The sequence below is a fragment of the Agilicoccus flavus genome, assembly GCF_014857905.1.
Taxonomy (GTDB): Bacteria; Actinomycetota; Actinomycetes; order Actinomycetales; family Dermatophilaceae; genus Agilicoccus; species Agilicoccus flavus.
Window position 1 is genome coordinate 495,646 of the sequence record NZ_JACYXE010000001.1, and the last position, 12,554, is coordinate 508,199.

General features: G+C 73.1%; 12 protein-coding genes. 3 read left to right on the forward strand and 9 right to left on the reverse strand.

Going from position 1 to position 12,554, the window contains the following annotated elements:
- Positions 1 to 313: 313 nt before the first annotated feature.
- Positions 314 to 1,525 carry an ATP-binding protein gene (locus ICW24_RS02255; RefSeq protein ID WP_226344076.1) on the reverse strand — a complete coding sequence of 404 codons (1,212 nt, stop codon included), beginning with the start codon at positions 1,523 to 1,525 and terminating at the stop codon, positions 314 to 316.
- Complete coding sequence (locus ICW24_RS02260; protein ID WP_226344077.1) at positions 1,458 to 2,105, reverse strand: cobalamin B12-binding domain-containing protein; 648 nt, start codon at positions 2,103 to 2,105, stop codon at positions 1,458 to 1,460. The genes ICW24_RS02255 and ICW24_RS02260 overlap by 68 nt, the downstream gene beginning before the upstream one ends.
- Positions 2,106 to 2,313: 208 nt before the next feature.
- Here ICW24_RS02260 and ICW24_RS02265 point away from each other — a divergent pair, with 208 nt between their 5' ends.
- Genes ICW24_RS02265 through ICW24_RS02275 form a run of 3 tightly spaced genes read left to right on the forward strand, consistent with a single transcriptional unit; the run spans position 2,314 to position 4,870 of the window.
- The gene (locus ICW24_RS02265) at positions 2,314 to 3,183 is read left to right on the forward strand and encodes an ABC transporter substrate-binding protein (RefSeq protein WP_226344078.1); all 870 of its coding nucleotides are present in this window, start codon (positions 2,314 to 2,316) and stop codon (positions 3,181 to 3,183) included.
- The gene (locus ICW24_RS02270; RefSeq protein ID WP_226344079.1) at positions 3,180 to 4,079 is read left to right on the forward strand and encodes an amino acid ABC transporter permease; all 900 of its coding nucleotides are present in this window, start codon (positions 3,180 to 3,182) and stop codon (positions 4,077 to 4,079) included. The genes ICW24_RS02265 and ICW24_RS02270 overlap by 4 nt, the downstream gene beginning before the upstream one ends.
- Positions 4,076 to 4,870 (forward strand): amino acid ABC transporter ATP-binding protein, encoded by a 795-nt coding sequence (locus ICW24_RS02275; protein WP_226344080.1) that lies wholly within the window; start codon positions 4,076 to 4,078, stop codon positions 4,868 to 4,870. Before ICW24_RS02270 ends, ICW24_RS02275 begins: the two co-directional genes overlap by 4 nt.
- Positions 4,871 to 4,879: 9 nt before the next feature.
- Here the strand turns inward: ICW24_RS02275 and ICW24_RS02280 are convergent, their stop codons facing one another.
- The 7 genes from ICW24_RS02280 to ICW24_RS02310 all read right to left on the reverse strand — a co-directional run bounded on the left by ICW24_RS02280 (position 4,880) and on the right by ICW24_RS02310 (position 12,312).
- Positions 4,880 to 5,203 carry a rhodanese-like domain-containing protein gene (locus tag ICW24_RS02280; protein WP_226344081.1) on the reverse strand — a complete coding sequence of 108 codons (324 nt, stop codon included), beginning with the start codon at positions 5,201 to 5,203 and terminating at the stop codon, positions 4,880 to 4,882.
- Between the two features lie 98 nt (positions 5,204 to 5,301).
- Positions 5,302 to 6,162, reverse strand: a complete 861-nt coding sequence (locus ICW24_RS02285; protein WP_226344082.1) for a DNA-formamidopyrimidine glycosylase family protein — start codon at positions 6,160 to 6,162, stop codon at positions 5,302 to 5,304.
- Between the two features lie 134 nt (positions 6,163 to 6,296).
- The gene (locus tag ICW24_RS02290; RefSeq protein ID WP_226344083.1) at positions 6,297 to 7,394 is read right to left on the reverse strand and encodes a GTP-binding protein; all 1,098 of its coding nucleotides are present in this window, start codon (positions 7,392 to 7,394) and stop codon (positions 6,297 to 6,299) included.
- A gap of 213 nt (positions 7,395 to 7,607) precedes the next feature.
- A complete protein-coding gene (locus tag ICW24_RS02295; protein ID WP_226344084.1) occupies positions 7,608 to 7,973 on the reverse strand; it encodes a universal stress protein in 366 nt (121 codons plus the stop codon).
- A 26-nt stretch (positions 7,974 to 7,999) separates the two neighbouring features.
- The gene (locus ICW24_RS02300; protein WP_226344085.1) at positions 8,000 to 9,985 is read right to left on the reverse strand and encodes a tripartite tricarboxylate transporter permease; all 1,986 of its coding nucleotides are present in this window, start codon (positions 9,983 to 9,985) and stop codon (positions 8,000 to 8,002) included.
- 10 nt (positions 9,986 to 9,995) lie between these two features.
- Positions 9,996 to 11,174: a type 2 periplasmic-binding domain-containing protein gene (locus ICW24_RS02305; RefSeq protein ID WP_226344086.1), complete on the reverse strand. Its 1,179-nt coding sequence runs from the start codon at positions 11,172 to 11,174 to the stop codon at positions 9,996 to 9,998.
- A complete protein-coding gene (locus ICW24_RS02310) occupies positions 11,167 to 12,312 on the reverse strand; it encodes a PrpF domain-containing protein (protein WP_307781273.1) in 1,146 nt (381 codons plus the stop codon). Before ICW24_RS02310 ends, ICW24_RS02305 begins: the two co-directional genes overlap by 8 nt.
- Positions 12,313 to 12,554 lie beyond the last annotated feature (242 nt).

A 12,554-nucleotide genomic window follows, 5' to 3' on the forward strand; every position in this document is an offset into this window, starting at 1 on the left:
CCCGCTGCCTGGCGTGCGATGTGTCGGGCTGGCCCGACGTCGGGCACCGCCGGGCCCGGCACGCCGGGGAGCCGTCGAGGACGGCGGCGGTGCCCGAGAGGCCGAGGCGCGAGGCGCCCACCTCGATCATCCCTCGCATGCCGCCTCGACCGCGCGGCGATTCCTGCGCTCGGCCCGGCTCACACGACGCGTCAACGGCGTCGTCGCGACATCGTCGAAACTGCGTGACCTCTCGCGTGAGCGCCGCGACGCCGAGTCCCCGGCGCTCACCGACGCCCTGGGCAAGGCCTCGCCACCCGACGAGGCCCTCACCTCACGCCGAGTTGCGCAGGTACTTCCCGAAGTGCGGCACGGTGAAGGCGATGCGGCCGCGCTCGCCGGAGTAGATGAGGCCCTTCTTGAGCAACCCGTCGCGGGCGGGCGAGAGCGACTGCGGCTTGCGGTCGAGGTGCTTGGCCACGGCGGCGGTCGGCACGGACTCCGACTCGTCGAGCTCCTCGCCGGCGGCGAACAGCTCGGCGGCGACGTCGGCCATGGCGCGCAGGTACTCCCGCTCCCCGGGCGTCGCCCGCTCGAACCGCGACCCGAAGAACCCGACCCCGAGTTCTTCCTCCGCCTCGGGGCCGGCGACCGTCACGTCCTCGGCGGTGATCGGCGACCGGGGCGCCACGTCCCACGCGACCTTCCCGTACGCCTGGATGAAGTACGGATACCCGCCGGTGGCGACGTACATCGCCTCGAGCGCGTCCGCGCCCCACTCCGACTCCTCGTCCCGCGCCGGCGACTGCAGCGCGAACTCGGCGGCCTCCCGGTCGAGACGGTCGATGCGGGTGTAGCGGAACAGTCGCTCCGAGTACGACTTGCTCGCCGACAGCACCGCCGGCAGGTGCGGCAGGCCGGCGCCGACGACGATGACCGGCAGCCCGTTCTGGCTGATCTCGTGGCAGGCGGCGCACAGCGCCGAGATGTCGTCGCTGCCGAGGTCCTGCATCTCGTCGATGAAGATCGCCACGCCCTTGCCGACGTCGGCCGCGAGCCCGCCCACGTCCGTGAGCAGCTCGACGAGGTCGATCTCGATGTCGCCGGAGTCGGCGCGCCCCGTCTGGGCGGGGGCGTCGATACCGGGCTGCCACTTCTCGCGCAGCTTCGCGTTGGCGGGGGCGTCGCGCAGCGCGAACGCCTTGATGACGCCGAGCACCTGGTCGACGTCGTCGCCCTGCGGGTGACCCAGCTCGCGGACGGCCACGTGCAGCGCCGCGCTCATCGGGCGCCGCAACCCCTGCTCGGGGCGCGCCTCGAACTTGCCGCTGCCCCACCCGGCCCGCACGGCGGCGCCCCGCAGCGCGTTGAGCAGGACCGTCTTGCCGACGCCGCGCAGACCGGTCAGCAGGATCGAGCGCTCGGGCCGCCCGCGGGCGATGCGCTCGAGCACGACCTCGAAGGTCTTCAGCTGCTCGTCACGGCCGGCGAGCTCCGGAGGACGCTGCCCGGCCCCGGGCGCGTAGGGGTTGCGAATGGGATCCACGCGAGAAAACTATCCGCGGATCTAGCCGACTCGACAGAGACACGCAGAGAACGCACACCGAGCGCGCCATCCGGCTCAGGCCGGCGCCGCGGGACGCGAGGCTCCCGGCGCGGATCCCCGAGATGAGGCAGGCCTGCGCCCGGAACGAGCTCAGCGACCGTACCGTGGCCCGCCACGGCGTGTTCGCGCCGAGCACGATGGGCACCCACCCCCGGACCCGGAGCATCGCGGCGAACAGGTGCGACGGGAGTTCGTGCAGTTCACCCGGCGGGCAGGCGAGGACGACGGCGGGGCGCCCCTCCCGGTCGGCTGACTGACCGAAGTCGTCGACGACGGACCGGATCACCTGGGAGGCGACGTGCTCGTGGAGCACGCTGAGCCGGCCTTCCTCCCACAGGTCCCCGATGCGACGCAGCGCGGGGACGATGACGTCGGCCACCACGACGTCGACGCCGTGCACGGCGCTGCATTCGACGAGCGCCTCGCGCATCCCGTTGCTGTCGAGCCGGGACGCGGCGTCGAAGAAGGCGTCCCCCACCGCCTCGACCCGGGCGTCACGCTCCGCCACCTGCACACTCATCCTCGACCCCTCGCCCACGACGCGGGCACGGCCGCGGCGGAGGCTCCAGTTTAGGCGAGCGCCCGCACCCACGGACGACGTTCCCCGCCCCACCTGCAGAGACGACGGGCGGTGGTCCACGGACGGGCCGCTAGCCTGTCGTCGTCCACGCCCAGCCCGCCCGCGGCCCGCCCCGCCTCGGCAGCCCCAGTCCCCACCGGGAGTCCCCATGCGCCTGCTCCGCCCCGCCCTGTTCACGTCGGCGCTGATCGCCGCGATCGGTCTCGCCGGCTGCGCGGCGCCGAAGGACCAGGCCGGCGGCGCCTCCTCGGCCCCGGCGACCTCGGCCTCCTGCACGAAGGACTCGCTGCAGACCCTGAAGCCGGGGACGCTCACCGTGGGCACCGACAAGCCCGCCTACGAGCCGTGGTTCGCGAAGAACGACCCGAGCAACGGACAGGGCTACGAGTCGGCCGTCGCCTACGCCCTCGCCGAGAAGCTCGGCTACGCGAAGAACGAGGTCGCCTGGGCCGTCGTGCCGTTCAACTCCGCCTACGCGCCCGGGACGAAGACCTTCGACCTCGACCTCAACCAGGTGTCCATCAGCGACCAGCGCAAGAAGGCCGTCGACTTCTCCAGCGGGTACTACGACGTGCGCCAGACCGTCATCACGACGAAGGGGAGCAAGATCGCCGGCACGACGAAGATCGCCGATCTCAAGCCCGCCAAGCTCGGGGCCCAGGTGGGCACGACCTCGCTCAAGGCCATCGGCGACGTCATCGGCGCGAGCGCGGCGCCCGCCGTGTTCGACTCCAACGACGCCGCCGTACAGGCGCTGAAGAACAAGCAGATCGACGGTCTCGTCGTCGACCTGCCCACCGCGTTCTACATGACCGCGGCGCAGCTCGACGACGGCGTCATCGTCGGCCAACTCCCGGCCTCCGGGGGCGCGACCGAGCAGTTCGGCGCTGTCCTCGCCAAGGGCTCGCCCCTCACCTCGTGCGTGAGCCAGGCCGTCAACGGCCTCCGCACCGACGGCACCCTCGACCGCCTCGCGAAGCAGTACCTCACGGGGGCAGGCGCCCCCGAGCTGTCGTGACGAGCGCGGGCCCCACCCCGGCCCCCGGGCCGGGCGCCGCCGCCCCGGCCGAGGCGTGGCGCCCCTCGGAGCGCCAGCTCGAGCGGGAGGCCGTGCGCCGGGCCCGGGCGCGGCGGTCCCGCCTCGTCGCGGCGGCGAGTACGGCGATCGTGGCCACCGCGGCGGTCGTCGCGCTGACGACGTCACCCGGCTGGCCGCGCGTGCAGGAGACGTTCTTCAGCGCCGAGCACGCGGCCCGGGCCCTGCCCTCGATCCTCGAGGGCCTGTGGCTCAACGTCCGCATCATGGTCGGCTGCGGCGTGACCATCGCGATCCTCGGGCTCACCGTCGCGATCCTGCGGACCCTGACCGGGCCGGTCGCGTTCCCGCTGCGGATCGCCGCCACCGTCTACACCGACGTGTTCCGGGGCCTGCCGCTGCTCCTGCTCATCTACCTGCTCGGGTTCGGCGTGCCCGCCCTGCAGCTCCAGGGCCTGCCCGACTCGCTCCTCTTCTGGGGCTGCGTCGCGCTCGTCCTGTCCTACTCGTCGTTCGTGGCCGAGGTGTTCCGCGCGGGCATCGAGTCGATCCACCCGTCGCAACGGGCGGCCGCCCGCTCCCTCGGGCTGAGCCACGCTCAGACCCTGCGGTTCGTCGTCCTCCCCCAGGCGATCCGACGCGTCCTGCCGCCGCTGATGAACGACCTCGTCTCGCTCCAGAAGGACTCCGGGCTCGTCGCCGTCCTCGGCGTCATCGACGCGATCCGCGCCGCCCAGATCGCCACCGCCGACGACTTCAACTACACCCCGTACGTCGTCGCCGGCCTCGTCTTCGTCGCCCTGACGATCCCCATGGCCCGGATCGCCGACCGCGTCGCGCGCCGGGCCGGCCACCACGGACCGGGAGGCGTCGTATGACCCGCCGCGACGACCGCGCCGCCGCTCCCGACACGCCTGCCGCGGCCTCCCCCGCCGACACCCCGGTCCTGCGGGCGCGCGGCCTGCGCAAGGCGTTCGGCGATCACGTGGTCCTGGCCGACGTCGACCTCGACGTGCATGCCGGCGAGTGCGTCGTCCTCATCGGCGCCTCGGGGTCGGGCAAGTCGACGGTGCTGCGGTGCGTCAATCTCCTCGAACGCATCGACGACGGCCTCCTCGAACTGCAGGGCGACGACATCGCCGATCCCCGCGTCCGCGTCGACGCCGTCCGGGCCCGCATGGGCGTCGTCTTCCAGAGCTACAACCTCTTCCCCCACATGAGCGTCCTCGACAACGTGACGCTCGCGCCGGTCCGCGTCCACCGCGTGCCCCGGGCGCAGGCGCGCGAACGGGCGATGTCGATGCTCGAGCGGGTCGGGCTGGCCGACAAGGCGGCCGCGCGCCCCGACGAGCTGTCCGGGGGCCAGCAGCAGCGGGTCGCCATCGCGCGGGCCCTGGTCAACCGGCCCGCGCTCATGCTGCTCGACGAGGTGACCTCGGCCCTCGACCCCGAGCTCGTCGGCGAGGTGCTCGACCTGCTGCGCTCCCTCAAGGACGAGGGCATGACGATGATCCTCAACACCCACGAGATGGGTTTCGCCCGCCAGGTCGCCGACACGGTCTGCGTCCTCGACGGTGGACGCATCATCGAGCGCGGTGCGCCCGCGCAGGTCCTCGACCACCCCGAGCACGAGCGGACCCGCCGCTTCCTCTCCCGGCTGCACGTCTGAGGCGCAAGGTCAGTGGACCTCGGGGCATCCGGGCCCGTCGTGCGTCATGGGCCGCCCCGACCGATGCCACTCGAGCATGCCGCCGGAGAGGTTGACCGCGTCGATGCCGTTCGCGTTGAGGAACGCGACCGCCCGCGCGGACCGGCCGCCGCTGCGGCAGGTGACGACGAGCGGGCTGCCCTGCGGCACCTCGTTCAGGCGGGTCGGCAGCTCGCCGAGCGGGATGAGCACGGCGTCGGGGGCGTGCCCGCGCGCCCACTCGTCCGGCTCGCGCACGTCGAGGAGGACGGCGTTGTCGGCGACCTCGGTGTGATGTGTCTCACGGATGTCCATGCGTGAATCCTCGCACCGCCCCCGCGGTCGCGCTCACCTCGTCTCGCACCCACAGGCCGGGCGCCGTCCGAGCTGTCGACGCGCCCACGGAGGGCGCGCTACCGGAGCAGCCGCGACATCCGCCGGTCCGCGAGGGGTTTGCCGCCCGTCTGGCACGCGGCGCAGTACTGCAGCGAGGAATCGGCGAACGACACCTCCCGCACGACGTCCCCGCACACCGGGCACGCCTCCCCCGTCCGCCCGTGCACGCGCATCCCCGCCCGCTTCGCGTCCTTGAGGTCCTTCGCGGGCTTGCCCGCGGCCTGCGCCACGGCGTCGGCGAGGGTCTCGCGCAGCGCGACGTACAGGCGCTCCACCTCGGCCTCGTCGAGAGACCCGGCGAGGGCGAACGGCGACAGCCTGGCCACGTGGAGGATCTCGTCGGAGTAGGCGTTCCCGACGCCGGCGATGACGCTCTGGTCCCGCAGGAGGCCCTTGATCTGCTTCTTGCGCTCCCCGAGGATCCCTGCGAACGCCGCCCGGTCGAAGTCGGCCGCGAGCGGGTCGGGCCCGAGCGTCGAGATGCCCGGCACCTGCGCCGGGTCGGTGACGAGGTAGGCGGCGAGGCCCTTCTTCGTGCCCGCTTCCGTGAGGTCGAAGCCGCTGTCGTCGCTGAAGCGCACCCGCAGCGCGATGGGCGACTTGCCGGGGCGGATCGTCGTCGCCGGGATCGCCTCGGACCAGCGCAGCCACCCCGCCCGGGCGAGGTGGAACACGAGGTGCAGGCCGTCGCAGTCGAGGTCGATGAACTTGCCGTGCCGGCTCACGCCCGCGACGAGCAGCCCGGCGAGGGCCTGCGGGGGCGGGTCGTACGTCTTCAACACCGCGATGGACCCGCACTCCACCCCCGTCACCGCGAGCCCGTCGAGCCGGGCGGTGAGGAAGTCGGCGAGCGCCTGCACCTGCGGAAGCTCGGGCATGGCGCCATTGTGCCGCAGCACCCGGCCCGGGGTCCGCCCTCGGCGGCCCGCTGGGGCTCACGACGATTCACGGCGGGCCACGAAGGCGCACGACGATTCACGGCGGCACGGCCTCGCCGCGCACGGGTCCGCCCTCAGCCGCGGTCGCCGGCCCGCCGGCCGACCCACGCCTCGAACCCGTCGGACCGGTCGGCCCACGCGTCGAGGCCGTGGACCAGCTCGGCGTCGGTCATCACGGCCGCCTCGAGCACGGAGCGCAGCTCCTGGGCCCACGCCGCGTGGCACGTGACCACGAGGCGGGAGCACCGGGCGCGCCCGCGCCAGTCGCCCCCGGAGCCGATGGAGATCGATCCGCCGGTGGCGTCGAGGACGAGCGTGACGTCGGGCCGCCCGGGCAGCCAGAACGCGCCGCGGCACCGGGCCCGGCTCATCGCGAGGTGTTCGAGGCGGGCGAGCAGCCGGTCGGGGTGGAACGGTTTCCAGGTGGCGACCTCGACGGTGACGACGTCGGCGACGTCCAGCGCCCCCGAGGCCCGGCACGTGCGCGGGTCGGCGTGCGCGAGCGTGCGGGTGATGTCGTGGCCGCGGCGGAACAGCTCCCGCCCGTCGAGGTGGGAAAGGCCCCGGACGAGGCCGGCGTCGTGGCGGGCGAGGTGGCGCAGCAGGGACTCGTCGGTGGGCGTCGCGTCGCGGGCGAGCACGACCGTGTCGGAGCTCTCGACCTGGGCGGCGAGGATCTCGGAGCGGGTCCGCGGCCCGCCCTCCTCCTCGGGCCCGCCCTCCAGGAGCCGGGCCGTGGGGTCGTCGCTGACGACGGCCACGACGTGGCGCAGCGCGAACCGGTCCGGCAGCGGCCCGTCGGCCGAGCATCCCCGGCTCAGCCGCAGCGCGAGCGAGAGCGGCTCGACCCCGGGCGGCAGAGCGACGACGCACCCGCGCCACCGGCCGGCCGCGTGGAGCTGCTCGAGGAGGTCGGTGACGCTCTCCCGGACGCAGCAGGCGGTGCAGTCACGCCGCACGGAGCCGCCGCCGCGGGCGACGAGGCCGGCGAGGTCGGCCGCGGCCCAGGACAACGTGTCGACGTCGGCGGGCTCCCCCGGCCCGGCCCCCCGGTCGAGCTCGAGCCGAAGCGCGACGAACCCCTCGACGTCGCAGAGGATCCCGCTCGCGGCGACGTCGAGGTCGACCGCGTCGGTGCCGGCGAGGACGACGACGGGTATCGGTGAGGGCATCGGGGCGGCCTCCTGATCGGGTGAGGCGAGCCTAACCCGATAGGGCGCTTGACACCAAGGCAAGGCATACCTAACGTAATCCTCAGGTCGGCCGGGTTCGCCCCCTCCAGATGGCTCCGGTGGGACGCGTCGCCACACCGTCCGACCGGTGCTGACGGGCAGACGGGCCCGGGGACTGCTGTCCCCGGGCCCGTTGTCGCGTGGGGTGCCGCGTCAGGTCGCCTTGACCGCCACGACGGGGCACGTGGCCTCGAGCAGGATCCGCTGGGCCGTGCTGCCGAGCAGCAGCTTGCCCACCGGGGACCGCTGCCGCAGCCCGACGACGATGTGATCGGCGTCCACCGCCTGCGCGGTCTGGATGACCCGGTCGCTCGGGTCGTGCAGCTCGGTGTCGCTCACCGAGATCGGCAGGTCGTCCGCCCCGTCGAGGATCTCGAGGGCGCGCTCGACGGTGGCGCCGCCCTTGTGCTCGGCGGCGGCGAGCACGATCGGCCCGCCCCCGTTCCGGGACATCTGGGCGGCGTAACGGAGGGCGGCGTGCCCGGGCGGGGTGTCGGCGAAGGCCACGACGATGGTCATGGGGAGTTCCTTTCTCGAGGTGCGGGTCAGCCGAAGATGCTGCGCGGCAGGTCCACCGGGAGCAGCGTGGGGAGGGCGAGGACGACGAGGGCGAAGACGACGCCGTAGATGACGACGGTCTTGGGCCGGGCCCGCGCCACGTAGAGCAGGACCCCGGGCACGAAGAGCAGGACTGCGGCCAGGTACCCGGTGAGCATGACGAGCGCGAGGAAGAACGCCATGCCGACGAAGGTCACGAGCGCCACCCCCACCTCGGGGCGCCACCCGGGGGCCGGAGTGGTCCGGGCGCGTCGGGCCCGGAGTTCCTGCACGATCCGCACGAGGCAGACGAGCAACCCGCCGACGGCGACGAGCCGCGGCATGAGCTGGGCCCCGGACGAGAACGACTGCGCGGCGACGAGCGCGGCGACGAAGATCGCCGCCATCCCGACGCTGGCCGCGAGCGACCAGGGCGAGTCGGACAGGTAGCCCTCGCCCTCCTCCTCGTCGTCGTCGTGCCGCAGGTCGTCGCCGAGACGATGGCCGTCGTCGGCCGAGACCTTGCGGCGGGCGCGGATCGCCTTGAACAGCGCCCAGAGCGCCGGCCCGATGAGGATCGCGAGGAAGACGAGCACCCCGGGACGGGCCATCCAGCCGAGGCCGTCGTACAGGCTCTCGGTGAGGTAGTAGTAGCGCTCCATCGGAATCGCGAGGACGAAGCCGATGAGGAACGGCGCGCGCGGGAAGTCGGTCGCCTTGAAGAGCCAGCCGACGGCGCCGAGCACGATCATGATCCACAGGTCGCCGATCTGGCCGCCCTCCTGGAAGGCGCCGAGCAGCATGATGGCGAGCAGCCCGGGGGCGAGGACGGCGAAGGGGACCTTCGTCAGCTTGGCCAGCGCCGGCGTGGCGAGGAAGCAGAAGAACGCACCGACGACCGAGGCGATCGCGAAGCACCAGATGATGAGGTACATGAGGTCGAGGTGCTCGCTGACGATCGACGGCCCCGGCTGGATGCCGTAGGTCAGCAGCATCCCGAGCAGCATGGCCGACGGGACGCCGCCGGGGATGCCGAAGAGCAGCGTGGGGATGAGGTCGCCCGCCTCGACGGAGTTGTTCGCGCTCTCGGGGCCGACGATGCCGCGCGGGTCGCCCTTGCCGAAGTTGCGCTTGTCCTTCGCGGTCGCGACGGCCTGGCCGTACGCGAGCCAGGTGCCGGCGGTGGCGCCGACGCCGGGCAGCACACCGGCCCAGATGCCGATGAGCGCGCCGCGGATGACCTGCGTCCAGTGGGTGAGCCACTCGCGGATGCCGGCGCCCCAACCGGCACCGCCGAGGGTGACCATGTCGCGGTCGACGACCCGCTGGTTGACGCGGGTGGCGATCTCGGCGAGGCCGAAGATGCCGAGGGCCACCGCGACGAGCGAGAGCCCGTCGCCGAGGAACAGCGAGCCGAAGGTGAAGCGCTCCTCGGCGGTCGTCGGCGACATCCCGACGAGCCCGAGGAGCAGGCCGAGGAAGCCGGTGGCGAGGCCCTTGGCGACGTTGCCGCGGGAGAGCACGGCGGCCAGCGCGACGCCGAGGACGGTGAGCATGAACAGCTCGGGGCTGGCGAAGGACAGCACGAGCGGCCGGGCCAGCGGCACGGCCAGGGTGAGGCCGAGCGCGCCGATGAGACCGCCGGCCATCGAGGAGAGGAAGGCCAGCGACAGCGCGCGTTTGGCCTGCCCCTTCTTCGCCATCGAATAGCCGTCGAGCATCGTCACGCTCGCCGACGCCGAGCCGGGCGCCCCGAGGAGGACGGCCGAGACGGTGTCGGAGGTGTGCACGACGGCCAGGGCACCGATGAGCAGGGCGAACGCCTGGGAGGGGTCCATGCCGAACGTGATCGGCAGGAGGATCGCGACCGCCCCGGTCCCGCCGAGACCGGGGATGAGACCCATGACGAGACCCGCGACGACCCCGGCGAACAGCATGAGCAGCAGGGAGGGTTGGGCCAGGGATTGGAGCGCGGCGAGCGCAGCATCGAGCATCGTGGGCTCCTCAGTCGATCGCGACGTTGTAGGTGGACTTCAGGAAGGTGACGATGCGCTCCCGCAGGGCGTCGTCGACCGTGTACGCCTTCTGCATCCGGGCGCGCAGGTCGCCGGCGGCGTCGAGCGGGTAGCCGCCGAGGACCTTCTTGGCGGCCTTGACGAAGCCCGCGTCGGCGCCGAGCTTCTCGGCGCTCGTCCGCAGGAGCTCGACGGCGGCGGTCGGCGTCGCGCCGGGCACCCAGAGCGCCTTCTGGTAGGTGTAGGTGACCCCGAGCACGGTGCGGTAGGCCGCGAGCTTCTGCGGGTCGGGCGCGCCCCCGTGGAGCTGGGTGTACGCCTCGACCACGGTCGGCAGGTCCTCGAAGTTCGGGTCGCGCACGACGTTCCCGGCCTCGTCGACCTGGCCGAGGCTGAAGAGCGCCACCGCCGACTTGTCCTTGACGAGCCCGCCGACCGCCGCCGGGTAGGCCGAGGTCGTCGCGTAGTCGATGTCGATCTCGCCGCGCTGCAGCGCGAGGTTGACGGGGCCGCGGCCCTCGAAGCCGAAGATCGCCTCGACGTCCATCTCGAGCAGGTCGAAGGCGAGCAGCGTCGTCAGGTCCAGCCCGGTCGCGGTGATGCCGCCGAAGCGCAGGGGCGTGCTGCGGCCGACGAGGTCGCGCAGTCCCTTGACGCCGGCCGCGGCGCGGGCGTAGACGACCGCGCCGGTGCCGTTGGCGACGATGGGCTGCATCTGCGTGTAGTCGTACTTCACCGCGTGCTTCTTCAGCAGGTAGGGCACGACGGTCGTCGCGGTGCTGACGAGCACCTCGGTGCCGTCGGGGCGAGCCGAGAGGGCGAAGTGGTTCGTGCCCGTGATGCCCTCGCCGCCGGCTTCGTTGATCGGCGCGAACCCCGGGTGGCCGGGGACGATCTTGACGAGCTCGGTCCCGACGAAGCGGGCCCACGTGTCGGTGCCGCCGCCCTCGGCGATGGGGATGAGGAACTCGAGGGTCTCCCCCTCGTAGTCGCCGTCCTCGGTGGAGGAGGGCGGGTTGAGCAGGTCGCCACCGAAGACGGTGCCGAGGCCGGCCAGGACCGCGAAGCCGCCCATGATGCCGAGCGCGGTGCGCCGGGACGGCGGGGGCGGGTCGGTGGGATGGGTGATCAGCTGCGCGGGCTCGGCGGGATCGAGGCGTTCAGGCATCGCGGGCCTCCGTGTCGACGTCGTCGGTGACGTGGTGGGACGGCGGGGTGTCGGCGGGGTCGGCGGACAGATAGGCGACGCCCTCGGCCAGCCGCCGGTAGGTGCGGACGGCGCCGACGACGTCGACGTCGCCGTCCCGCTCGGCGAAGGTCTCGACCAACCCCGCCGGGGTGTCGAGGCGCAGGCCGCCGGCCGGTTCGGGGAGCGCGCCCACGCGGTCGGAGACGACGGTGCCCGGGGTGCGGGCGGCGAGCGTCAGCGCGACGCTGCCGGTGATCGGGACCGCCGGGTGGGGGGTGCCCATCGACAGCATCTGGATCCCGAGCTGCCCGCCCTCAGCGGTGGGGGCGCCGACGACGGCGAGCTTCGGCACGGCGCGGGCGGCCGCCTCGGGCGAGGGCGCGAGCCCCATCGCGACGGCGCCCGCCCGGCGGATCCCGTCGAGCGTGGCGAGGGTCTGCGCCCCGAGGTCGATGGAGTGCGGGTCCTGGTCGGCCGGGTATCCGAGGGCCGTCACGTCGACGACGACGACGGGCGCGCCCGCGTCGACCATGCTCACGGCGTAGGTCCCCGCGGGGGCGGCCAGCTCGTCCGTGGCCCGTCCCGTGGGGAGCAGGGTGCCGGTGCTGCGCCCGGCGGGGTCGACAAAGCCCATCCGCACGGGGGCGCCGAGGCCCGGAACGCCGGGGATCGCCACGCTCGGGGTGTCGAGGAGCCGTCCGCCGGGGGTCGGCAGGTGCTGGACGATGACCTGGTCGGTGTTCGTGTTGAGCACGCGCACGGTCGTCTCACCGGAGGGGTCGGGCTCGACCCAGCCGGAGTACACCGCGAACGCGGCGACGACGGCGGAGCAGTTGCCGCAGTTGCTGCCCCAGTCGACGACGGCCTCGTCGATGCCGACCTGGGCGAACGTGTAGTCCACGTCGATGTCGGGGCGGTCGGACGGGGACAGGATGACGGCCTTGCTCGTCGTCGAGGTGCCGCCGCCCACACCGTCCACCTGGCGGGCATCCGGGCTGCCGTACAGGCCCAGCAGGACCTCGTCGACGGTGCGGCCGGGGACGTCGAGGTCGTCGCGGCGGAAGACCCAACACTTGCTGGTGCCGCCACGCATCCACGTGGCCGGAATCGCGATCACGCCCACTCCTTTCATCGGGTGAGCGCCACTGTGTCGCCACCGCGCCTGAAGCGCCAGGTGCAACAGCTGCACCGGGGTGAAGCATCACTTCATTGGCGACGTGGAACCCCCGCCGAGGGCGCTCCCGACCGGCGCGTCACGCCTCCCGCAGCGACGCCGGGTCGCAGTTCGTGAAGTAGATTCAGCACATGCGCCGTAAGGTGAAGCAAAGCTTCATCCGATTCTCCGACAACCGTCCACGA

Excerpts from the sequence above, each read along its gene's own strand:
- ICW24_RS02260 (WP_226344077.1), bottom strand. The coding sequence starts at position 2,105 with ATGAGTGTGCAGGTGGCGGAGCGTGACGCCCGGGTCGAGGCGGTGGGG.
- ICW24_RS02265 (WP_226344078.1), top strand. The coding sequence starts at position 2,314 with ATGCGCCTGCTCCGCCCCGCCCTGTTCACGTCGGCGCTGATCGCCGCG.
- ICW24_RS02275 (WP_226344080.1), top strand. The coding sequence starts at position 4,076 with ATGACCCGCCGCGACGACCGCGCCGCCGCTCCCGACACGCCTGCCGCG.
- ICW24_RS02280 (WP_226344081.1), bottom strand. The coding sequence starts at position 5,203 with ATGGACATCCGTGAGACACATCACACCGAGGTCGCCGACAACGCCGTC.
- ICW24_RS02285 (WP_226344082.1), bottom strand. The coding sequence starts at position 6,162 with ATGCCCGAGCTTCCGCAGGTGCAGGCGCTCGCCGACTTCCTCACCGCC.
- ICW24_RS02290 (WP_226344083.1), bottom strand. The coding sequence starts at position 7,394 with ATGCCCTCACCGATACCCGTCGTCGTCCTCGCCGGCACCGACGCGGTC.
- ICW24_RS02295 (WP_226344084.1), bottom strand. The coding sequence starts at position 7,973 with ATGACCATCGTCGTGGCCTTCGCCGACACCCCGCCCGGGCACGCCGCC.
- ICW24_RS02300 (WP_226344085.1), bottom strand. The coding sequence starts at position 9,985 with ATGCTCGATGCTGCGCTCGCCGCGCTCCAATCCCTGGCCCAACCCTCC.
- ICW24_RS02305 (WP_226344086.1), bottom strand. The coding sequence starts at position 11,174 with ATGCCTGAACGCCTCGATCCCGCCGAGCCCGCGCAGCTGATCACCCAT.